18 protein-coding genes are annotated in these 20705 nt (G+C 72.0%); 12 read left to right on the top strand and 6 right to left on the bottom strand.

Annotated elements, in window-relative coordinates; all coding sequences use genetic code 11:
* Nucleotides 1-340 precede the first annotated feature (340 nt).
* The 3 genes from ACIBBB_RS35255 (at nt 341) to ACIBBB_RS35245 (ending at nt 3566) form a co-directional block, all read left to right on the top strand.
* Nucleotides 341-1183 carry a GNAT family N-acetyltransferase gene (locus ACIBBB_RS35255; RefSeq protein ID WP_398989398.1) on the top strand — a complete coding sequence of 281 codons (843 nt, stop codon included), beginning with the start codon at nt 341-343 and terminating at the stop codon, nt 1181-1183.
* A gap of 15 nt (nt 1184-1198) precedes the next feature.
* The gene (locus ACIBBB_RS35250; protein ID WP_398989391.1) at nt 1199-1774 is read left to right on the top strand and encodes a GNAT family N-acetyltransferase; all 576 of its coding nucleotides are present in this window, start codon (nt 1199-1201) and stop codon (nt 1772-1774) included.
* A 94-nt stretch (nt 1775-1868) separates the two neighbouring features.
* Entirely contained in the window at nt 1869-3566 is a 1698-nt protein-coding gene (locus ACIBBB_RS35245; protein ID WP_398989389.1) for a proline--tRNA ligase, read from the top strand.
* A 178-nt stretch (nt 3567-3744) separates the two neighbouring features.
* On the opposite strand, the gene ACIBBB_RS35240 is transcribed toward ACIBBB_RS35245, so the two are convergent.
* Genes ACIBBB_RS35240 through ACIBBB_RS35230 form a run of 3 tightly spaced genes read right to left on the bottom strand, consistent with a single transcriptional unit; the run spans nt 3745 to nt 5710 of the window.
* A complete protein-coding gene (locus ACIBBB_RS35240) occupies nt 3745-4641 on the bottom strand; it encodes an aminoglycoside phosphotransferase family protein (protein WP_398989387.1) in 897 nt (298 codons plus the stop codon).
* A 32-nt stretch (nt 4642-4673) separates the two neighbouring features.
* Nucleotides 4674-5099 (bottom strand): ferritin-like domain-containing protein, encoded by a 426-nt coding sequence (locus ACIBBB_RS35235; RefSeq protein ID WP_398989385.1) that lies wholly within the window; start codon nt 5097-5099, stop codon nt 4674-4676.
* Complete coding sequence (locus tag ACIBBB_RS35230) at nt 5096-5710, bottom strand: hypothetical protein (protein WP_398989383.1); 615 nt, start codon at nt 5708-5710, stop codon at nt 5096-5098. The genes ACIBBB_RS35235 and ACIBBB_RS35230 overlap by 4 nt, the downstream gene beginning before the upstream one ends.
* A gap of 153 nt (nt 5711-5863) precedes the next feature.
* Here ACIBBB_RS35230 and rimP point away from each other — a divergent pair, with 153 nt between their 5' ends.
* The 9 genes from rimP (at nt 5864) to ACIBBB_RS35185 (ending at nt 18316) form a co-directional block, all read left to right on the top strand.
* Nucleotides 5864-6361 carry a ribosome maturation factor RimP gene (gene rimP / locus ACIBBB_RS35225; RefSeq protein WP_398989381.1) on the top strand — a complete coding sequence of 166 codons (498 nt, stop codon included), beginning with the start codon at nt 5864-5866 and terminating at the stop codon, nt 6359-6361.
* Between the two features lie 2 nt (nt 6362-6363).
* A complete protein-coding gene (gene nusA / locus ACIBBB_RS35220) occupies nt 6364-7416 on the top strand; it encodes a transcription termination factor NusA (RefSeq protein ID WP_398989379.1) in 1053 nt (350 codons plus the stop codon).
* Between the two features lie 478 nt (nt 7417-7894).
* The gene (locus tag ACIBBB_RS35215; protein WP_398989377.1) at nt 7895-8167 is read left to right on the top strand and encodes a YlxR family protein; all 273 of its coding nucleotides are present in this window, start codon (nt 7895-7897) and stop codon (nt 8165-8167) included.
* A 155-nt stretch (nt 8168-8322) separates the two neighbouring features.
* Nucleotides 8323-11457: a translation initiation factor IF-2 gene (infB, locus tag ACIBBB_RS35210; RefSeq protein ID WP_398989375.1), complete on the top strand. Its 3135-nt coding sequence runs from the start codon at nt 8323-8325 to the stop codon at nt 11455-11457.
* A 207-nt stretch (nt 11458-11664) separates the two neighbouring features.
* Nucleotides 11665-11958 carry a DUF503 domain-containing protein gene (locus ACIBBB_RS35205; RefSeq protein WP_189105162.1) on the top strand — a complete coding sequence of 98 codons (294 nt, stop codon included), beginning with the start codon at nt 11665-11667 and terminating at the stop codon, nt 11956-11958.
* Nucleotides 11959-12036: 78 nt separating this feature from the next.
* Entirely contained in the window at nt 12037-12564 is a 528-nt protein-coding gene (gene rbfA, locus ACIBBB_RS35200; RefSeq protein WP_398989372.1) for a 30S ribosome-binding factor RbfA, read from the top strand.
* Complete coding sequence (gene truB, locus ACIBBB_RS35195; protein ID WP_398989370.1) at nt 12561-13499, top strand: tRNA pseudouridine(55) synthase TruB; 939 nt, start codon at nt 12561-12563, stop codon at nt 13497-13499. The genes rbfA and truB overlap by 4 nt, the downstream gene beginning before the upstream one ends.
* A 178-nt stretch (nt 13500-13677) precedes the next feature.
* Nucleotides 13678-17319, top strand: a complete 3642-nt coding sequence (locus ACIBBB_RS35190) for a trypsin-like peptidase domain-containing protein (RefSeq protein WP_398989368.1) — start codon at nt 13678-13680, stop codon at nt 17317-17319.
* Nucleotides 17320-17362: 43 nt separating this feature from the next.
* A complete protein-coding gene (locus ACIBBB_RS35185; protein ID WP_398989366.1) occupies nt 17363-18316 on the top strand; it encodes a bifunctional riboflavin kinase/FAD synthetase in 954 nt (317 codons plus the stop codon).
* Nucleotides 18317-18393: 77 nt separating this feature from the next.
* On the opposite strand, the gene ACIBBB_RS35180 is transcribed toward ACIBBB_RS35185, so the two are convergent.
* Genes ACIBBB_RS35180 through ACIBBB_RS35170 form a run of 3 tightly spaced genes read right to left on the bottom strand, consistent with a single transcriptional unit; the run spans nt 18394 to nt 20653 of the window.
* Nucleotides 18394-19407, bottom strand: a complete 1014-nt coding sequence (locus tag ACIBBB_RS35180; RefSeq protein WP_398989364.1) for an ABC transporter ATP-binding protein — start codon at nt 19405-19407, stop codon at nt 18394-18396.
* Nucleotides 19404-19658 carry a hypothetical protein gene (locus ACIBBB_RS35175; RefSeq protein WP_398989362.1) on the bottom strand — a complete coding sequence of 85 codons (255 nt, stop codon included), beginning with the start codon at nt 19656-19658 and terminating at the stop codon, nt 19404-19406. The genes ACIBBB_RS35180 and ACIBBB_RS35175 overlap by 4 nt, the downstream gene beginning before the upstream one ends.
* On the bottom strand, nt 19655-20653 hold the full coding sequence (locus ACIBBB_RS35170; protein ID WP_398989396.1) for an ABC transporter ATP-binding protein: 999 nt from the start codon (nt 20651-20653) through the stop codon (nt 19655-19657). Before ACIBBB_RS35170 ends, ACIBBB_RS35175 begins: the two co-directional genes overlap by 4 nt.
* Between the last annotated feature and the right edge of the window lie 52 nt (nt 20654-20705).

The raw sequence follows: 20705 nt of genomic DNA, 5'->3' as shown, positions 1-20705 counted from the left end.
ACGGTGCCCGAGTCGAAGATCGTCGAGACCCTCATCGAAGAGGCCATGAAGATCGCCGAGGAGATGGAACGGGACGGCGTCCCCTCCGGCGAGCCCGAGGTCTCCATCAGCTGAGGGCCGGCCCGAGGCTCCTGTGAGCCCGTTGGCCGACCTCATCGACCTTGTTGACTTGTCGACCCGGTCCCTCCGCCCCTGTCCGCGTTCCGGTTCCGTACGGGCCCCGCACCCCACGCCTCAGGGCGTCCGGAGCGAGCGGGGCCCTTCGGTGTACGCGGCGCGTCACAGGTGTGACGGGTACAGTGCGAAGAATCAGCAGACGTATGGTGAGGCCCCTCTCGTGTTGACGCAGACCACCACTCGGGTCCTCGACCCAGGCGAACTCGGCGCCGCGCTCGCCATTCTTGAGAGTGAGCCCGTCGCCAACGCGTTCGTGGCTTCTCGTGTCCAGGCGGCGGGGCTCGATCCCTGGCGGCTCGGCGGCGAGATGTGGGGCTGGTACGCGGACGGGCGGCTGCGTTCCCTCTGCTACTCCGGTGCCAACCTGGTGCCCATCTGCGCTTCCCCCGAGGCCGTACGTGCCTTCGCGGACCGCGCCCGCCGGACGGGGCGCCGCTGTTCGTCCATCGTCGGCCCCGCCGAACCCACAGCCCTCCTCTGGCGGCTTCTGGAGCCCAACTGGGGCCCCGCTCGTGAGGTTCGGGCGAACCAGCCGCTCATGGTCACCGAGCAAGTGCCGGGAACGGTGCGGCCCGACCCCCTCGTACGCCGCATCCGTAAGGACGAGCTGGAGACGATCATGCCGGCGTGCGTCGCGATGTTCACCGAGGAGGTCGGCGTCTCGCCGCTGGCCGGCGACGGCGGGCTGCTCTACCAGGCGCGGGTGGCCGAACTCGTGGGTGCGGGGCGGTCGTTCGCCCGCATCGACGACGGAAAGGTGATCTTCAAGGCGGAGATCGGCGCGGCGACGCCGCACGCCTGCCAGATCCAGGGCGTGTGGGTGGCACCCGAGTTCCGCGGCCGGGGCCTCTCCGAGAGCGGCATGGCGGCCGTCGTACGGTACGCGCTCGCCGACGTCGCCCCCGTCGTCAGCCTCTACGTGAACGACTACAACACCCCCGCCAGGGCCTCCTACCGACGGGTCGGCTTCCGCGAGGTGGGCGCCTTCATGAGCGTCCTCTTCTGAAAGTAGGGTTCGGCCATGCCGAGCGTGCCGAGCTTTCCCGGGAGCGAATCCCAGATCCCCGACGTGCGCGTAGGGCCGATCGACCTTGCCGCGCGCGTGGACGAGGCGCTGGCCGTTCAGGCGCTCGCCTTCGGGCTGGGCGAGGCCGAGATCGGCGTACGGCGCCAGATCGTGCTGCGGCATCTCCTCGCGCCCGGTGCGCGCGCCTACGGGGCGCTCACGGCGGAGAACCGGCTGGCAGGGTTCGTCTACGGCATGCCGAACGACCGCTCCCACTGGTGGTCCACGATCGTCGAGCCATATCTCCGCGCCGGCGACTGCGACGGCTGGCTCGACGACTCCTTCGTCATCACCGAACTGCACGTCCACCCCGCCTTCCAAGGACACGGCATCGGACGCGCACTGATCACCACCATCACGGACGGTGCCCGGCAACCCCGCTCGATCCTCTCCGCGATCGACACCGAGAGCCCCGCCCGCGGCCTCTACCGCGCCCTCGGCTACCAGGACCTGGCGCGCCAGGTCCGCTTCCCCAGCGCCGCCAAGCCGTACGCCGTGATGGGCGCCCCGCTGCCGCTGCGGCGGCGCTGAACGCCCCACGGGGCACCGTTACTGATTTCCGCCTGCCGGTGTGCCCCGGATAACCTCCTGCCAACACCCGAGAAGAAACGCAGGAGTGCTCCCCATGTCCCAGGTCCAGCGCATGTCCCGATTGATGGCCAAGACACTGCGCGACGACCCGGCGGACGCGGAGACCCTCAGCCACAAGCTTCTGGTCCGCGCCGGGTACGTGCGCCGCACCTCCGCCGGACTCTGGAGTTGGCTGCCCCTCGGTAAGAAGGTCCTCGACAACATCGCACGCGTCGTGCGCGAGGAGATGGACACCATCGGGGCGCAGGAAGTACTGCTGCCGGCGCTGCTTCCCAAGGAGCCCTACGAGGCGAGCGGACGCTGGGACGAGTACGGCGACCTCCTTTTCCGCCTCAAGGACCGCAAGGGCGGCGACTACCTGCTCGGCCCGACGCACGAGGAGATCTTCACCCTGGTCGTCAAGGACCAGTGCACGTCCTACAAGGACCTGCCGGTGATGCTCTACCAGATCCAGACGAAGTACCGGGACGAGGCGCGCCCCCGTTCCGGCGTGCTGCGCGGGCGCGAGTTCCAGATGAAGGACTCCTACTCCTTCGACACCACGGACGAGGGCCTCGCAGAGTCGTACGCGCTCCACCGCGCGGCGTACCAGAAGATCTTCGCGCGCCTCGGGCTCGACTACCGCATCGTCTCCGCGGTCTCCGGCGCGATGGGCGGCTCCGCGTCCGAGGAGTTCCTGGCCCCGGCCGCCGCGGGCGAGGACACCTTCGTCGACTGCCCCAACGGCGACTACGCCGCCAACACCGAGGCCGTCACCTTCACCACCGCCCCCGTCGACGGGTCGGTGCACGGGGCGCTGGAGGAGCTGGACACCCCCGAGACCCCGACCATCGAGACGCTGGCCACGTTTCTGGACGTGCCGGCCTCCGCGACGCTGAAGAACCTGCTGGTGAAGGTCGACGGCGAGATCACCGCCGTCGGCGTCCCCGGCAACCGCGAGGTGGACCTCGGCAAGCTCGGCGAGCACCTGGCGCCCGCCGTGGTGGAGCTGGTGACGGCGGAGGACTTCGAGGGCCGTCCCGAGCTCGTACGCGGCTACGTCGGCCCCCAGGGGCTGAAGATCCGCTACATCGCCGACCCCCGCGTGGCGCCCGGCACGGCCTGGATCACCGGCGCGAACAAGGCCGACACCCACGCGCGCAACGTCGTCTGCGGACGTGACTTCGAGGTCGACGACTACCTCGACGTCGTGGTCGTCGAGGAGGGCGACCCCTGCCCCGTGTGCGGCGCGGGGCTGAAACTGGGGCGCGCCATCGAGATCGGTCACATCTTCCAGCTGGGCCGCAAGTACGCCGACACTTTCCAGCTCGACGTGCTCGGGCAGCAGGGCAAGCCGGTGCGGGTGACCATGGGCTCGTACGGCATCGGCGTCTCCCGTGCCGTCGCCGCGCTGGCGGAGCAGACCGCCGACGAGCAGGGGCTGTGCTGGCCCCGTGAGATCGCCCCGGCGGACGTGCACGTCGTCGCGGCGGGCAAGGCGCTCCAGACGGAGCTCGCGGTCGACGTCGCCGACCAGCTGGCGGCGGCGGGGCTGCGGGTGCTGGTCGACGAGCGTGCCGGTGTCTCGCCGGGTGTGAAGTTCACGGACGCGGAGCTGATCGGCGTTCCGCAGATCCTGGTGGCGGGGCGCCGCGCGGGCGACGGCGTGGTGGAGCTGAAGGACCGCCGCAGCGGGGAGCGCGAGGAACTCACCGTCGCCGAGGCGGTCGCGCGTCTGACTGCCGCTGTCTGACATCGCCGCTGCCCTTCGCGGGCGAGCAGGACGACGGTGTACGGGGCGGGGGCCGGTCAAGGTGACGGGCTCGCCCGCCCCGTAGCCGCGCAGGCCGCCCCGTAACCGGCCCTCCTGAGGAGGAGCCGCCGACGCGGGGGCCGGGTGCGGTGGAGCTGTCGAGACGGGCCGCGCCCCGCTACAGCCAGTCGGCGAACTCCAGCAGCAGTTCCGCGTCTTGGCGGCGTCCGGCCTCCAGCGCGCGGACGCCCGACTCCACCGCGCGGAAGAGCGTCCAGCCACGCAGCCGCTCACGGTCGATGTCCAGTGAGTCGGCCAGCTTGTTCACACGGCGCCGCGTCGCGGACGCGCCCGACGCCGCCGCGACCAGGTCCTCCACCCGGTCGCGGACCAGCCGCGCCAGGTCGTACGCACGCTCGCCCACCACCGGCACGGGGCCGACCGCGAGCCATGGCGCCCGGTCGCCGGAGAGCACCTTGCCCTGGCGGAACGCACCGTGGAGCAGCATCAGCTCCGTCGGCCCGGCGGTGAGGAGTTCCTCACGCGCGTCGAGCGCCGCCGTGACGAGCGGGACGACCTGCGGGTCGCTCGCGGCCCGCATCGCCGCCGCTTGCGGCGACGTACGCTCGGCGACCGTTTCGAAGCCGTGGTCGGCGACGGGCTCGACCCACAACTTCCGCACCGTTCCCGCCGCTTCGAGCAGTGCCTTGGCCTCCGGCAGGGAGCGCAGCGAGGTCTCGGTGTGGAGCCGTTCCAGCAGCAGTTCACCGTCGGAGCCCGAGATCAGCTCCACGGAGCCCCAGCCCTTCCAGTGCGTCAGCGCGGCCCGCTCCGGCCCCGGGGCGGCGAACGGCGGGGCCACCTTGAGCGCCGCGGGCGCCCCGTCGGGGCGTCGTACGAGCACCACGAGGCTGCTCCCGCCACCGGGCGCCACCATGCGCTCGACCGTCAACTCCCGCCGCTCCACCGCCTCCTGGGTGATCCCCGGCAGCCGCCCGAGCCACTCGCCGGCGACGGACTCCCCGTATGTCTCGCTCAGGGCGCGCACCAGCCGCTGCGGCGGTTCGAAAGCCATACGTGCCTAGATCCCTTTCGGAGCGAGCGGCCTCACAGTCGCTCGGTGAGCCCAGGAAAGGCTACGCCGCTGCCCCGCCAGCGCACCGCCCGCACCGCCGCCTCGCGCAGTGCTCCCGCGGCGTCCTGGCGAAGCGGCCCCTCGGCGGCCCGCACGAGGTCGGAGTAGACGCCCGCGATCCGGTCCTCCAGATCGGCGGCGAGGCGTACGGCGGCGGCCGAGTCGGGCACCTCGAAGGGCATGGCGTACGCGGCGGCCGCCGCCGCGGGCTTCCCGCCGAGATCGCGCACCGTACGCACGAGACTGTCGCGCCGGGCACGGTGCGCGTCGTACGCGTGTGTCGCCTCCGTGCGGCGTTCGTCGCCGACGCGGCCGCCGACGACGCCGTACCCGTACACCGCGGCGTGCTCCGCGGCGAGGGCGGCCTGGGCGGCGTCCAGCGCACCGTCGCTGCTCACGAGGGGGACCCTTCCGTCAGCAGGTACGCGTGGGCGGCGCCGGCCGCCGCGAGGGATGCCAGCAGCCGGGCGAGTTCGGGCGGGGCGTGGACGAGCGCCTCGGCGTGCGCGTCGGCGGCACGGCGCTCGGCCGCGGCCAGCGCCTTGACAGCGGTGACGGGATCGGCGGACACGGACGGTGTGGGCCCGCCGTTTCCGGTGTCCCCGGCGGCCGCCCCCAGCGACGGGCCCGACGACGGGGCGGCCGTCGGGGACACCGGCGCGGACAGCGACGGAGACGCAGAAGCAGAGGGCTTCGCCGATGCGCCCTCCTCAGGAGGCGGAGGAGGCGGCGACAGAGCGGTCACGTGTTGCGCCACAGCGCCCCGTAGCGGCGCCAACAGCGCTGTCTGATCCGGATGCCGCTCAAGCACCGCGTCGTACCGCCGCAGGAGTTCGCGCCTCGTGTCGGCGGACTTCGCCTTCAGAGCCTTCGCGGCCCGGACCGCGGCCGCGCTCGTCGGGCCGTCAGATCCGTCGCGGTCGTCCCCCGAGCAGGCGGTCAGCAGACCCCCCGCCGCGGCCCCCGCCGCCAGGAGCGCACCTCGCCGTGTCGTCCCCGTGCGCCCCACGCGTGTCTCCCTCGGGCCTCGCAGTGATCACCGCAGGCGAGCGTACCTGCGGGTCAGCCGCAGGTGGACGGCAACACCCCCCGCGACCGGATACCCTTTGCCTGACACGCGACGATCCCACAACAGCACACACGCGGCCGAGGAGTCACCCGGATGAGCACCACCCACAGCGAGAGGCTGCGCGGACTGCTGGAACCGCTCGTCAGCGCGAAGGGCCTGGATCTCGAAGAGATCGAGGTGACCCGGGCGGGCAGGCGTCGTGTGCTGAGGATCGTGGTCGACTCCGACGACGGCGTGGATCTGGACGCGTGCGCCGAGCTGAGCCGCACCATCTCCACGACTCTCGACGAGACCGACGCGATGGGCGAGGACGAGTACCAGCTCGAAGTGACCTCCCCCGGAGCCGACCGCCCGCTGACCGAGCGCCGTCATTACGTACGCGCCGTCGGCCGTCTGGCGAAGATCCAGCTTCATGAGGGCGACGAATTCGTGGCCCGTGTCCTCGCGGTGGACGAGGAGGGGCTCGACCTCGAAGTACCGGGCGTGAAGGGGCGCAAGCCGACCGCCCGCCGGGTCGAGTTCGCGTCGATCGCCAAGGCGCGCGTGGAGCTCGAGTTCAACCGCAAGGACAAGAAGGAAGAGGAGGCGTAGCCATGGACATCGACGTGAAGCTCCTGAAGGGCTTGGCACAAGAGAAGGAGATCCCGTTCGACCTGCTGGTCGAGGCGATCGAATCCGCCCTCCTCATCGCCTACCACCGCACCGAGGGAAGCCGCCGTCTCGCCCGCGTCGTCCTCAGCCGCGACAACGGTCATGTAACGGTGTGGGCCAAGGAGGACCCGTCGGAGTTGGAGGAGGGCCAGGAGCCGAAGGAGTTCGACGACACTCCGTCCGACTTCGGCCGTATCGCCGCCACCACGGCGCGGCAGGTCATCCAGCAGCGGCTGCGGGACGCCGAGAACGACGTGACGTTCGGTGAGTACGCGCGCCGAGAGGGCGACGTCGTCGCCGGCCAGGTCCAGCAGGGCAAGGACCCCCGCAACGTCCTGGTGCGGCTGGACGACAAGCTGGAGGCCATCCTCCCGGTGCAGGAGCAGGTGCCGGGCGAGGAGTACACGCACGGTCTGCGGCTGCGTACGTTTGTGGTCCGCGTCGCCAAGGGCGTACGGGGCCCCTCGGTGACCCTGTCGCGTACCCACCCCAACCTCGTGAAGAAGCTCTTCGAGCTGGAGGTCCCGGAGATCGCGGACGGCTCCGTGGAGATCTGCGCGATCGCCCGTGAGGCGGGCCACCGCACGAAGATCGCCGTACGGTCCACCCGCTCCGGTCTCAACCCCAAGGGCGCCTGCATCGGCCCCATGGGGGCGCGGGTGCGCAACGTGATGGCGGAGCTGCACGGTGAGAAGATCGACATCGTGGACTGGTCGGACGATCCGGCCGAGATGGTCGCGAACGCCCTGTCGCCGGCCCGCGTCAGCAAGGTCGAGGTCGTCGACCTCGGCGCCCGCTCCGCGCGGGTGACGGTGCCGGACTACCAGCTGTCACTGGCGATCGGCAAGGAAGGGCAGAACGCCCGCCTCGCCGCCCGCCTCACTGGCTGGCGCATCGACATCCGGCCCGACACGGAGCAGACCGACGGGGCGGACGGGGCGGAGGACAACGGCGCCGCCGCAGGCGGCCGGCCGCCTCGCGGCGACCGGGACTGACCCGGCGGCGGGACGAGGCCACCCGGGGCCACGGGGCGGCGTACGGTGCCCCGTAGGGGCCGGGAGTGCGCGGCCTCGCGACGTACGGGCGGCGGAGCCCGGCGAGGTACGGCACGGGGCGCGAGGCGAGGGACACAGCGCACAGGGCACAGTGACGATCGCCACGAAGACGACCACCACGGTGTCCCGCCACCGCGCCGTCGCCGCACCGCAACCGCACCGTCACCGCGCGGCCGTTGCCCCGGCACCGGGCCCGTCACCGCCGGTGACCGCCCGCACCGTATCCGGCCATCGGCCGCCACCCGCCGCCCACCGGCGGTGACGGCCGACCGCAGTCGATCAACTCCGCCCGGCGCCCGCGACCTGCGGTGACGTACGCCGACGGACGGTGCGGAGATCAACCGAGTCTTTTTGGCCAGCAAGCGTTCGACCGTCGCCCCGAAGAGGGGAGGGTCGGCGCGGGGAGGTAGACTTGAGCATGTCTGGCCGGACGCACGCTCGCGCCTGCCCTGAGCGAACCTGCGTGGGATGCCGGGAGCGAGCGCCCAAGAAGGATCTGCTGCGCATCGTGGTGGTCGAGGGTGCTTGCCTCCCTGATCCACGCGGTACGCTGCCCGGCCGGGGCGCGTATGTACACCCCGTCTCGTTCTGTCTCGATCAGGCGGTCCGCCGCCGGGCGTTTCCCCGGGCCTTCAGGGTCAAGGGACCGCTCGACAGCGCGGAACTGCGCCGACATGTCGAGCAGGCGTAAATGCAAGAAGACGTACGGCACGGAACCCCGTGCGAATCAGGTACCTCGCGAGTTGGAAGTAGGTCGAGATTGCGATGAGCACTCGATGAGTACGCGATGAGTACGCCCATGAAGTAGCGACGGTCCGGCGGTAACCCGGACCTAAAAGGAGCGAAGTGGCTAAGGTCCGGGTATACGAACTCGCCAAGGAGTTCGGCGTCGAGAGCAAGGTCGTCATGGCCAAGCTCCAAGAACTCGGTGAATTCGTCCGTTCGGCGTCCTCGACGATCGAGGCGCCGGTTGTACGCAAATTGACTGATGCTTTGCAGGGCCCCGGCGGCAACGCCGCGAAGCCCGCCGCGAAGCCCGGGGCGCCTCGTAAGGCGAGCCCCGCCAAGCCCGCCGCGCCCTCCCCGGCGCAGGCGGCACGTCCGGCTGCTCCCAAGCCCGGCGCCCCGGCTCCCAAGCCGGCCGCCGCCGAGGCCCCGCAGAGCAGCGCCCCTACCCCTCCGGCTCCGGCCGCGACGCCCGCCTCCGGCCCGCGTCCCGGTCCGAAGCCCGCGGCGTCGAAGCCCGCACCGGCTCCGGTGCCCGCGGCCGAGTTCTCGGCCCCGGCCCCGGCGCCGCAGCAGGCGCCCCAGGCCCCGCAGCCTCCGGCGGTCCCGCGTTCCGGTTCGGCCACCCCGGGGCCCCGCCCCACCAGTGGTCCTGCCGCCCGTCCGGCTCCGTCCGGCGGTCAGCGCGACGGCGGCCGTGACGGTGGCCGCGGCGGCGAGCGCCCCGCGCGTCCCGCGGGTCAGGGCGCCCGTCCTGGTGCTCGTCCGGCGGGTCCCCGTCCGGGCAACAACCCCTTCACCTCGGGTGGTTCCACCGGAATGGCGCGCCCGCAGGCGCCCCGTCCGGGTGGCGCCCCGCGTCCCGGCGGTGCCGGTGCGCCCGGTGGTCCGCGTCCGCAGGGCGCCGGTCAGGGCGGTCCCCGCCCGCAGGCCGGTGCCGGTGGCCAGGGCGGTCGCCCCAGCCCCGGCGGTATGCCGCGTCCGCAGTCCCCGCGTCCCGGCGGCGGTCCCGCCGGTAACCGTCCGAACCCGGGCATGATGCCGCAGCGTCCCGCCGCGGGCCCGCGTCCCGGCGGTGGCCCCGGCGGTGGCCGTGGTCCCGGTGGTGCCAACAGGCCCGCCGGTGGCGGCGGTGGCGGCGGTCGTCCCGGTGGCGGCGGCGGTTTCGCCGGTCGTCCTGGTGGCGGCGGCGGTGGCGGCGGTGGCTTCGCCGGTCGTCCTGGTGGCGGCGGCGGTGCTCCGGGTCGTCCCGGTGGCGGCGGTTTCGGTGGCGGCGGTGGCCGTCCCGGTTTCGGCGGGCGTCCGGGTGGTCCCGGCGGCCGTGGTGGCACACAGGGCGCGTTCGGCCGCCCCGGCGGACCGGCCCGTCGTGGCCGTAAGTCGAAGCGGCAGAGGCGCCAGGAGTACGAGGCCATGCAGGCCCCGTCGGTAGGCGGCGTGATGCTGCCGCGTGGCCAGGGACAGGTTGTCCGGCTGTCGCGCGGTGCGTCTCTCACCGACTTCGCGGAGAAGATCAACGCCAACCCGGCGTCGCTCGTCGCCGTGATGATGAACCTCGGCGAGATGGTCACGGCCACGCAGTCCGTCTCCGACGACACCCTGCACGTGCTCGCCGGCGAGATGAACTACGTCGTCGAGATCGTCAGCCCGGAGGAGGAGGACCGCGAGCTTCTCGAGTCCTTCGACATCGAGTTCGGCGAGGACGAGGGTGGCGAGGAGTTCCTCGTCGCGCGTCCGCCGGTCGTGACCGTCATGGGTCACGTCGACCACGGTAAGACCCGGCTCCTCGACGCCATCCGTAAGACGAATGTCGTCGCGGGCGAGGCCGGCGGTATCACGCAGCACATCGGCGCGTACCAGGTCGCCACCGAGGTCAACAACGAAGAGCGCAGGATCACCTTCATCGACACCCCGGGTCACGAGGCGTTCACCGCCATGCGTGCCCGTGGTGCCAAGTCCACCGACATCGCGATCCTCGTGGTGGCGGCGAACGACGGTGTGATGCCCCAGACGATCGAGGCGCTGAACCACGCCAAGGCGGCCGACGTGCCGATCGTGGTCGCGGTCAACAAGATCGACGTCGAGGGCGCGGACCCGACCAAGGTGCGCGGTCAGCTGACCGAGTACGGCCTCGTGGCCGAGGAGTACGGCGGCGACACCATGTTCGTCGACATCTCCGCCAAGCAGGGTCTGCACATCGACAGCCTGCTGGAGGCCGTGGTCCTCACGGCGGACGCCTCGCTCGACCTCCGGGCCAACCCGGAACAGGACGCGCAGGGTATCGCCATCGAGGCGCACCTCGACCGCGGTCGCGGCGCCGTCGCCACCGTGCTCGTCCAGCGCGGCACGCTGCGCGTCGGCGACACGATGGTCGCCGGTGACGCGTACGGCCGTGTCCGGGCGATGCTCGACGACAACGGCAACAACGTCGAGGAAGCGGGTCCCGCGACCCCCGTCCTGGTCCTGGGACTCACCAACGTCCCCGGCGCCGGCGACAACTTCCTCGTCGTCGACGAGGACCGCACCGCGCGGCAGATCGCCGAGAAGCGTGCCGCTCGTGAGCGGAACGCGGCGTTCGCCCGCAAGGGCGTCCGGTTCTCCCTGGAGAACCTGGACGAGGCCCTCAAGGCCGGCCTGGTGCAGGAACTCAACCTCATCATCAAGGGCGACGCGTCCGGTTCGGTGGAGGCTCTCGAGTCCTCGCTGCTCCAGCTCGACGTCGGTGAAGAGGTCGACATCCGGGTCCTGCACCGCGGCGTCGGTGCGGTCACGGAGTCCGACATCGACCTGGCGATGGGCTCCGACGCCATCGTCATCGGCTTCAACGTGCGCGCCGCCGGGCGTGCTTCGCAGATGGCCGACCGCGAGGGTGTCGACGTCCGCTACTACTCGGTGATCTACCAGGCCATCGAGGAGATCGAGGCGGCCCTCAAGGGCATGCTCAAACCGGAGTACGAGGAGATCGAGCTCGGTACGGCGGAGATCCGCGAGGTCTTCCGCTCGTCCAAGCTCGGCAACATCGCGGGTGTTCTCATCCGGTCCGGCGAGGTCAAGCGCAACACCAAGGCCCGGCTCGTCCGCGACGGCAAGGTCATCGCGGAGGACCTCAACATCCAGGGTCTGCGCCGCTTCAAGGACGATGTCACCGAGATCCGCGAAGGCTTCGAGGGCGGTATCAACCTCGGAAACTTCAACGACATCAAGATCGACGACGTCATCGCGACGTACGAGATGCGCGAGAAGCCGCGCGGCTGACGTACACCGGTGGTGCTCACCACCGCGTGACCGACGCGTCGCACGGTGCCGATGCCGTCCGGGTTCTGCTCGGGCGGCATCGGCGGTCCGGGGCCGGTCGACGGTGCTTAATCCGTCGATCGGCCCCGGCCGTTCCGTGTACGGTTTATGTGCCCCTGCCAAGCGCTGGCGGGCCCGACCCCGTACCGGCGGGACATCCGGATACACATGTATGTGGGGACACTGTCCTTCGACCTGCTCCTCGGCGACGTACGGTCGTTGAAGGAGAAACGCTCGATCGTCCGGCCGATCGTCGCCGAGCTCCAGAGGAAGTTCGGGGTGAGTGTGGCGGAGACCGGCGATCAGGATCTCCATCGCAGGGCCGAGATCGGTCTGGCGGTGGTGTCCGGGGACACGGGGCATCTGAGGGACGTTCTGGACCGGTGCGAGCGCATGGTCGCCGGCCGTCCGGAGGTGGAGCTGCTGTCCGTACGACGGCGGCTGCACGGAGACGACGACTGAGACCTGCCGCCCGGCAGGCGACGGTCGTCGCGGCAAAGAGCAGCAGACAAGAAACCCAGAAGGAAGAGTGACGGACCGGTGACCGACAACGCGCGGGCCCGCAAGCTGGCCGACCGCATCCAGGTCGTGGTCGCGGAGACCCTGGACCGGCGTATCAAGGATCCGCGGCTGGGGTTCGTGACCATCACGGACGCCCGGGTCACCGGCGACCTGCGGGAGGCCACGGTCTTCTACACGGTCTACGGCGACGACGAGGAGCGCGCGGCGTCCGCCGCCGCCCTGGAGAGCGCCAAGGGCGTGCTGCGCTCCGAGGTGGGCCGTCAGACCGGCGTCCGATTCACGCCGACGCTGGCGTTCGTGCCGGACGCACTGCCCGACAACGCCCGCACCATCGAGGACCTTCTCGACAAGGCCCGCGCCAAGGACGCCGAGGTGCGTGAGGTGTCGACCGGTAAGACCTACGCGGGCGAGGCCGACCCTTACCGTAAGCCCGGAGACGAGGGCTACGAGGAGGACGACGCCGAGGGCGGGGCGGAGGCCGCGTCCGGCGCCGGTGAGGCCGACCTCGGCGACGGCGACGACACGGACGGCGCCGCCGCTAAATGACCCAGCAACTCCCCACGCCCGACGGCCTTGTCATCGTGGACAAGCCGTCGGGCTTCACTTCGCACGACGTCGTGGCCAAGATGCGCGGCATCGCCAAGACCCGTCGTGTCGGTCACGCCGGCACGCTCGACCCCATGGCGACGGGCGTCCTCGTCCTCGGCGTGGAACGGGCCACCAAGCTGCTGGGCCATCTCGCCCTGACCGAGAAGGAGTACCTCGGCACGATCAGGCTGGGGCAGGACACCGTCACCGACGACGCCGAGGGCGAGACCACCTCGTCGACGGACGCGTCGGGGGTCACCCGCGAGGGCATCGACGCCGGGGTGGCCGCGCTCACCGGCGCGATCATGCAGGTGCCGTCCAAGGTCAGCGCGATCAAGATCGACGGGAAACGGTCGTACGCCCGCGTACGGGGCGGCGAGGACTTCGAGATCCCGGCGCGGCCGGTGACCGTCTCGTCGTTCCAGGTGTACGACGTCCGCGCGGACGTCGCGGAGGACGGTACCCCCGTGGTCGACCTGGTTGTGTCGGTCGTCTGCTCCTCCGGCACGTACATCCGCGCCCTCGCACGTGACCTCGGTGCCGGACTCGGCGTCGGGGGGCATTTGACGGCGCTGCGCAGGACGCGGGTCGGTCCGTACGGCCTCGACGAGGCCAGGACGCTGGACCAGCACCAGGAGCGGCTGACGGTGATGCCGATGGCGGACGCCGCCGCTTCGGCGTTTCCGCGCTGGGACGTGGACGAGAAGCGGGCGAAGCTGCTGCTCAACGGGGTGCGGCTGGACATGCCCGTGCGCCGGGACGGGGGGAGGGCCGACACCGGCTCAGGCCCCGGCCCTGGCGGCCCCGTGGCGGCGTTCGGGCCGGACGGGCGATTCCTGGCCCTGGTGGAGGAACAGGGCGGCAAGGCGAAGAGCCTGGCGGTCTTCGGCTGAGGGGACAGGCTTCGATCGGGCGTCCCGTGCATCGGGCGTCCGTTGAAGTGGGCTCGTCGGCGAGATCTTCGGGGTTCACCCCATCGGGCGGGCGCTCGTAGTGAACAGAGGGTTCACTGGGGGCGCCTTCGCCTCGCGTCCTTCTTCGGCTGATCAACATCCGCCTACCGTCGGGGCCATGGGTAGCGGCGACCGGGCGATGCTGGTGCGGATCTGTGATCTGGCGGGCAGGCCCCGCGGGACCGGCTTCGTCGCTGATGACGTGGGGACGGTCATCACCAGTCACGAGGCTGTCGACGGCCTCGTACGGCTGGTTCTGCACGCGCCGGGGGAGCGGACCTGTCTGGCCGACGGCGACGCGATCGTTCCGCTGCCGGAGGTCGGGCTGGCGCTCGTGCGCACCGAGGGTCTCGACGTGCCACCGCTGCCGATCTCCCCCAGGAGCGGCGTCGAGGCAGGGACGTACGTACGGATCGCCGCCCACGGGTGGCGTCAGGCGCGCGTGCTGGGCGCCGTCCCGGCCACGTACACGGCCACCGATCGCTTCCATCTCCTGGACACGGTGCTGGAGTTGGCGATCGGCACGGGCGGCAGCGACGCGCTGAGGCTGGGTGGCGAGGCCTCGGGCGGGCCGGTGCTGGACGCCGCGACGGGCGCCGTACTGGGCGTCATCGGTACGGCGCTGCACACGGAGCACCGCGCGGCCGGACTCGTGCTCCCACTGAGGGCGGGCGCCGCCGTGGACCCGGGGGGAGCACTGGCGGCGTTGCTACGTCTCAACGACGCCACCGTCCGCTGCTACGGAAACGACCTGAACCTGGCGGGCGTTCTGCGGCTCACCGCGGCGGCCGGGGGCGGGACTGAGGACGGGGGCTGCGGGTCGGCCGATGCCTCGGTGCTCGTTGAACGGGCGGACACGTCGCGCGAGTTGAGCGCCTTCGCCGGCCCGTCAGCCGACGGCACCGCGTCTTCCGACGCGCTCGTCCTGGGCCTCGTCGGCGACTCCGGCACCGGACGTACGACCGAACTCGCCGCACTTGCCGACCGGCGTGCCCACGGGGCGGCTCCCGCCCCCACCGTGCGGCTACGCGGCGCCGATCTGCGCGCCGACGACACGTCGCTCCCCGATGCCTTGGGGCGTACGCTGCGCGCGGCGGGCCGCACCGTCGTCGCCTGCGATGCGCCGGGCGACGTGGCGGCGGTAACCCCCGAACAGGTGGCGAGGCTCGCACGGCGCGCGGGGCGACCGCTGCTCGTCCTGCTCGACGGGCCGGAGGAGATGCCGCCCCAGTTGATCCAGGCGCTGCCCGACTGGACGGCGCGCACCGTCGACTGGCTCCGTAACGAGGGCGCCAAACTGGTTGTCGCCTGCCGCCCCGAGTTCTGGGAGCGAGCGGGGGAGATCTGGCCGTCGGACGTACTGCACCGTCCGGCCCGCGCCGCCCGTCGACTGCCACCCGCCGTACGTATCGGCGACCTACGGCCAACAGAGGCCGAACGCGCCCGCGAGCTGTACGGGATCCCCGCCGGGGCCCTCGCCGAGACCGAGGCGGTTCATCCCCTGTCGCTCCGGTTGATGGGTGAGCTGCGAGAGGCGCTGTCCGGCGACGTGGCGGGGCAGCCCGACCGCGTGGACATCTTCACCGCGCATCTGGACCTGACGTGTCTGCGGATCGCGGAACGGCTCGCCGCCGCGACCGCGCCGGGACCCAGCCGCGCCGCCGTCGGCAGGCTGGCCGCGAGGGTGGCGGGGCAGGCGCACGAGGCGGCGCGGCACTGTCTCGGCCCCGGACGGGGCGAGTTGGATCGCGACTCGTTCGACGCGATCTTCCCGTCGAGCTCGGGCTGGGCGACTGCCGTCCTCGCCGAGGGCCTGTTGGTCCCGGCCGGCCAGGGATACCGCTTCGCCCACGAGGAACTGGGTGACTGGCTCCAGGGCACGCATCTCGATGTCGACGCCGCCCTGCAGATCCTGGTCCACCAATCCTGTCCGGCGGAGGCCCCGACCGTCCCCGCACAGCGCAGCCCGGTGGCTGTGGCGCCCCACAACGGCGCGCGGCTGTACGGACCGCGCGGTGCGGGGCCGCGCGCACCGTCGGTCCCGACGCACCGCATCGGCCCCGTGGTGCACGCTCTGCTGCTCCTCGGCCGTGATTCCGGCCCCGTCGCGCTGTCGCGCCGGCTGGACGGCCTGATCGACGCCTTGGACCGCCTCGGCGACGGACCCGGTGACGCAGCGCCGCACCTTGTCACCGGCGCCGTCGAGTCCGAGGCGGCACGGCTCGCCAACGCCCGTTGGTGGGGCGCGCATCTCCTCGGGGAAGTGCTGCTGCGGGTGCCCGACACGGAGCCGTACCTCCCGGTGCTGAGGCACCTCGCTTCACGCATCACCGGGCGCTCCGTGCGGGAGGGAGGGCCGCACCGTCTCGGTGGGCTCGCCGAGTTCGGGCGGTGGTTCTGGACGCGGTTGCGCGTCGAGGAGGCGGCGCGCATGGATCTCCTGAGACTCCTGCTGCCCGCCGACGGGGCGCCCGAGACGCCGGTTACCCGCCCGCGGTACCTGGACGCCGCGGCCGACCTGCTGGACGCCGGCCCCAGGGCCGTACAGCCACTGCTGTGCCGTTGGTTCACCGATGAGCGTCCGCTGCCCACCGGGCCCGGAGCAGCCGTGCACCCCACCGTCGCCATCGCGGCGCAAGCTCTGCTGCACTCCCGGCGGTCCCTCGGCGTCGACGACCTCACCGAGGCGCTCGTCGCCGCCGCCCACCCCCGCGCCGACGAACTGCTCACCGCCCTCGTCGAGGACGAGCCGTCGGCGCTCTGCCGCGCCGTCGACCGCTGGGCGCACGACACACGACCCGAGCGCCGCGCTGTCGCCGCAGTCCACGCACCGACGGCCGCCCGCCACGTGACCAGCACCACCGATCGCGAACTGCTGCGCCGTGCCGCCCTGGCCCTGCTCACCGACTCCCGCACGCACGGTGCGGCGCTCGGTCTCCTCGTACGCGACCCGGTGACCCGTCCGCGCCACCTCGCGCAGGCCGTCGCGGCCTTCGTACGGGGCGACGCCGGGATGTCGGCGGACGCGCTCGCCGACGCGCTGGACACGCACCCCGAGCCCGTTCTCGCCGCCTTCCGCGCGCGGCTGCACAACCCCGCGGCCGATCCCAGCGATCCGCTGACCGCTCTCGCGGAACTCCGGATGCCCCAACTCGCCCATCACGTCGCGGCAGTTGTGAGTGAGTACGTCGCCCTCAGGCCGGCGGCCGCCGAACACGCCGCGCGGTTCGTCGAGCGTCGACTGGAGCGCGGTCCGGCCGCCAGGGCGGCGCTCCTGCCCCTCGTGACGGGGTTGATCCTGCACCGCCCCGTCGAGGTGCGTGCGGCGCTGGCACGGGTGCTCGCGGCGCCCGGTAACCACGCCTCGTGGCCGCTGCGGGCCGAGCTCCTCGACGTACTCCTCGCCCATGAGCGCCGTCACGGGGCGAGGTCGGAGACGCCGGTACTGCACGCCCTGCTGAGGGCTGCCGCGCTCGGGTCCGACGAGCGCGCCGAGGACGCCACCCGCAGTCTCGTGCTCCGTACCGGCCTGCTGTCTGTCCGCACCCCCGACGGGGCCACACGTTTCGACCGGCGCCTGGTCGGTCTCGCCCGTGAGAGGCCCGGATTCGCCGCGCTCGTCGCGGCATGGCTGGCCGAGGACCCGCAGCAGTGGGCGGCGGTGATCGGGCCGAGTGCCCGCAAGTACGTCATGTCGCTCGGTACCACGATGCCGATGCGGGTCAAAAGCCACGGGCATGGCAGTCTTAGACCTGCGTAAGAGGCATTCGGGTACACGGGTTCGGGCGAGGAGAGCGGTCACAGTGCAGCGCTGGCGCGGCTTGGAGGACATCCCCCAGGACTGGGGACGCAGCGTCGTCACCATCGGCTCCTACGACGGCGTGCACCGCGGACACCAGCTGATCATCGGGCGCACCGTCGAGCGGGCGCGGGAGCTCGGTGTCCCCTCGGTGGTCGTGACGTTCGACCCGCACCCGAGCGAGGTCGTCAGGCCCGGCACCCATCCACCGCTGCTCGCGCCGCACCACCGGCGCGGCGAGCTGATGGCGGAGCTGGGTGTGGACGCGGTGCTCGTACTGCCGTTCACCGCCGAGTTCTCGAAGCTGACGCCTGCGGACTTCATCGTGAAGGTGCTGGTCGACAAGTTGCACGCGAGCGCCGTCATCGAAGGGCCGAACTTCCGCTTCGGCCACCGTGCCGCCGGCAACGTCGCCTTCCTGGCCGAGCTGGGCGCGACGTACGACTACGAGGTCGAGGTCATCGACCTGTACGTGAGCGGTGCGGCCGGCGGCGGCGAGCCCTTCTCCTCGACCCTGACCCGGCGGCTGGTCGCCGAGGGCGACGTCGCCGGAGCGGCCGAGATCCTGGGCAGGCCGCACCGGGTCGAGGGCGTGGTGGTGCGCGGCGCGCAACGTGGGCGCGACCTCGGCTACCCGACGGCCAACGTGGAGACGCTGCCGCACACCGCCATCCCGGCGGACGGCGTGTACGCGGGCTGGCTCATCGCCGACGGCGAGCGGATGCCGGCGGCGATCTCGGTCGGTACGAACCCGCAGTTCAACGGCACGGAGCGGACGGTGGAGGCCTACGCCATCGACCGTGTGGGGCTTGAGCTGTACGGGCTCCACGTCGCGGTCGACTTCCTGTCCTACGTGCGGCCCCAGCGGACGTTCGACTCCATCGAGGCACTCCTCGATGCCATCGCCGACGACGTGAAGCGTTCGCGTGACCTCGTCGCCGCGTACGACGCGCGCTGAAGAGACCTGCTGGGGGCCCCACCGCGCGGCCCCAACTCGGGCACCGTATTTCCGAGTTGGGGAGCCGCAGCGGGTACTCAGAGCACCTTTTCGCTCTCTGGGGCGGCTGTGGCGGCAGCGGCCCAGTGGCAGGCGACCTGGGTGGTGTCGCCGCCCGTCAGTATCGGCAGCGCCTCCGTGCGGCACTTGGTGGCGACACCGGAGCGTTCCGCTTCGCCGGAGGCGAGGATCTGGCACCGGGCGTGGAAACGGCACCCGCCAGGGATACGCGACGGGTCCGGCGGCTCACCTGCAAGGACGACCGGTTCGGCTCCCGACTCGGGCAGTACCGACAACAACGCCTGAGTGTATGGATGCTGAGGAGCCGTCAGCACTTGCTCGACCGGCCCCGTCTCGACAATCCGCCCCAGATACATCACGGCGACCCGGTCGGCGATGTTCCAGGCGAGTCCGAGGTCGTGCGTGACGACCAGGGCGGAGAGCCCGAGCTCGTCACGGAGCGACAGCAGCAGCGCCAGGATCTCGCCGCGTACGGAGGCGTCGAGCGACGCCACGGGTTCGTCGGCGACGATCAGTTCGGGCTTCAGTACGAGTGCACCGGCGATGACGACTCGTTGACGCTGGCCGCCCGACAGCTCGTGCGGGTAGCGCAGGAAGAACCGCTCCGGTGGCCGGAGCCCGGCACGGGACAGTGCCTCGGCGACGGCCTCGCGTTCGTTGCCCCGGTAGCGGTGGATGCGCAGGCCCTCGGCCACCGCGTCGTACACGGTGTGCCGCGGATTCAGCGACCCGCTGGGATCCTGGAGCACCAGTTGGACGCGCTTGCGGTACGCCTTGAGGGCGGCGGACTGGTAGCCGAGAGGTACGCCGCCGAAGGTAATGGAGCCCGTAGTGGGAGGCACCAGGCCGAGCAGCGTCCGGGCGAGGGTGGTCTTGCCGCAGCCCGATTCGCCGACCAGGGCGACGATCTCGCCGCCGCCGATGTCGAGATCGACACCGTCGACGGCCCGCGCCGCCGGGGCGCCGCGCCGCCCGGGGAACGTGACATGCAGCCCCGTGGCCGAGAGCAGAGGCGTGGTCGTGGTGGTCATGGCTGGCTCCTGAGGGGTGGCCGTCCCGCGGCCGTACGAGCGAGACGGTGCGGGCACGGTGCACCGACGCCCCGTACGGTGCGGCCGACCTGGTCGCGGACGCGTGTGGCTCCGGCGGGGCGACGGCCGACGGGCACGTCCCGGGCGGCGTCGTCGGCGCGGGCGGGCGCGTCGTGGCCGCTCGCGGAGTCGTACCGCCGCGCCGTACGGGGGAGCGGCCCGGCCGCCCCGTCGGGGCGTGCGGACGTCATGGGCGTGGCTCCGTGGGCGTCACCGACACCTGTGCCGGTACGGCGGCGCCCACATGCACGCACGCCGCGTGGCGACCCGGCCCCGCCTCCCGCAGCGCCTGGTCCTCCCGCGCGCACTCGTCCAGTGCGACGGGGCAGCGTGGGTGGAACGTGCAGCCCGACGGCAGCGCCGAAGGATCCGGCGGGTCACCCGGCAGACCGCGCGGCGCGCGCCGCGACGCGGGGTCCCCGATCCGGGGGAACGCCGCGGAGAGCGCGCGGCTGTACGGGTGCTCGGCGGCGTCGTAGACCGACTTCGCCGGCCCTTCCTCGACGATCCGCCCCGCGTACATCACGGCGAGCCGGTCGCAGGTGTCGGAGAGAACCGCCAGGTCGTGACTGATCATCAGCAGACTGATGTCCTGGTCGGCGACCAACTGCTCTATAAGTCGCAGGATTTGAGCCTGGATCATCACATCGAGCGCGGTCGTCGGCTCGTCCGCGACGATGAGCCGGGGGTCGCAGGCCAGCGCCATCGCGATCATCACGCGTTGCCGCTGCCCGCCGGACAGCTCGTGCGGATAGGCGTCGGCGCGGGAGGCCGGCAGGCCGACCTGCTCCAGCAGTTCCACGGTGCGCCTGCGGGCGGCGGCGGGCGTCGCGCCGCGGTGCAGCAGCACCGGTTCCGCGATCTGGTCGCCGATCCGCTGCACGGCGTTGAGCGAGTGCATGGCGCCCTGGAAGACGATCGAGGCCCCGGCCCAGCGCACCGCGCGCAGCCTGCCCCACTTCATGGTGAGCACGTCCTCGCCGTCGAGGAGCACCTGCCCCGTCAGCTTCGCGGTGGCGGGCAGCAGTCGGAGCAGAGCCAGCGCCAGGGTGGACTTGCCGCAGCCGGACTCGCCCGCGATGCCGAGCTTGCGGCCCGATTCGAGGACGAGGTCGACGCCCCGTACGGCGGGGACGGCGGAGGGCCCCGTACCGTACGTGACCCGCAGATCCTTGATCTCCAGCAGGCTCGACGCGGCCTTCGGGGTCTCCGGCTTCGGCGTCCCCGCCTTCGGAAGA

Origin of the sequence: Streptomyces sp. NPDC051217 (genome assembly GCF_044455465.1) — a bacterium.
GTDB lineage: Bacteria > Actinomycetota > Actinomycetes > Streptomycetales > Streptomycetaceae > Streptomyces.
Note: the sequence above shows the minus strand (reverse complement) of the source record. Positions and strands in the feature narration are given on the sequence as shown.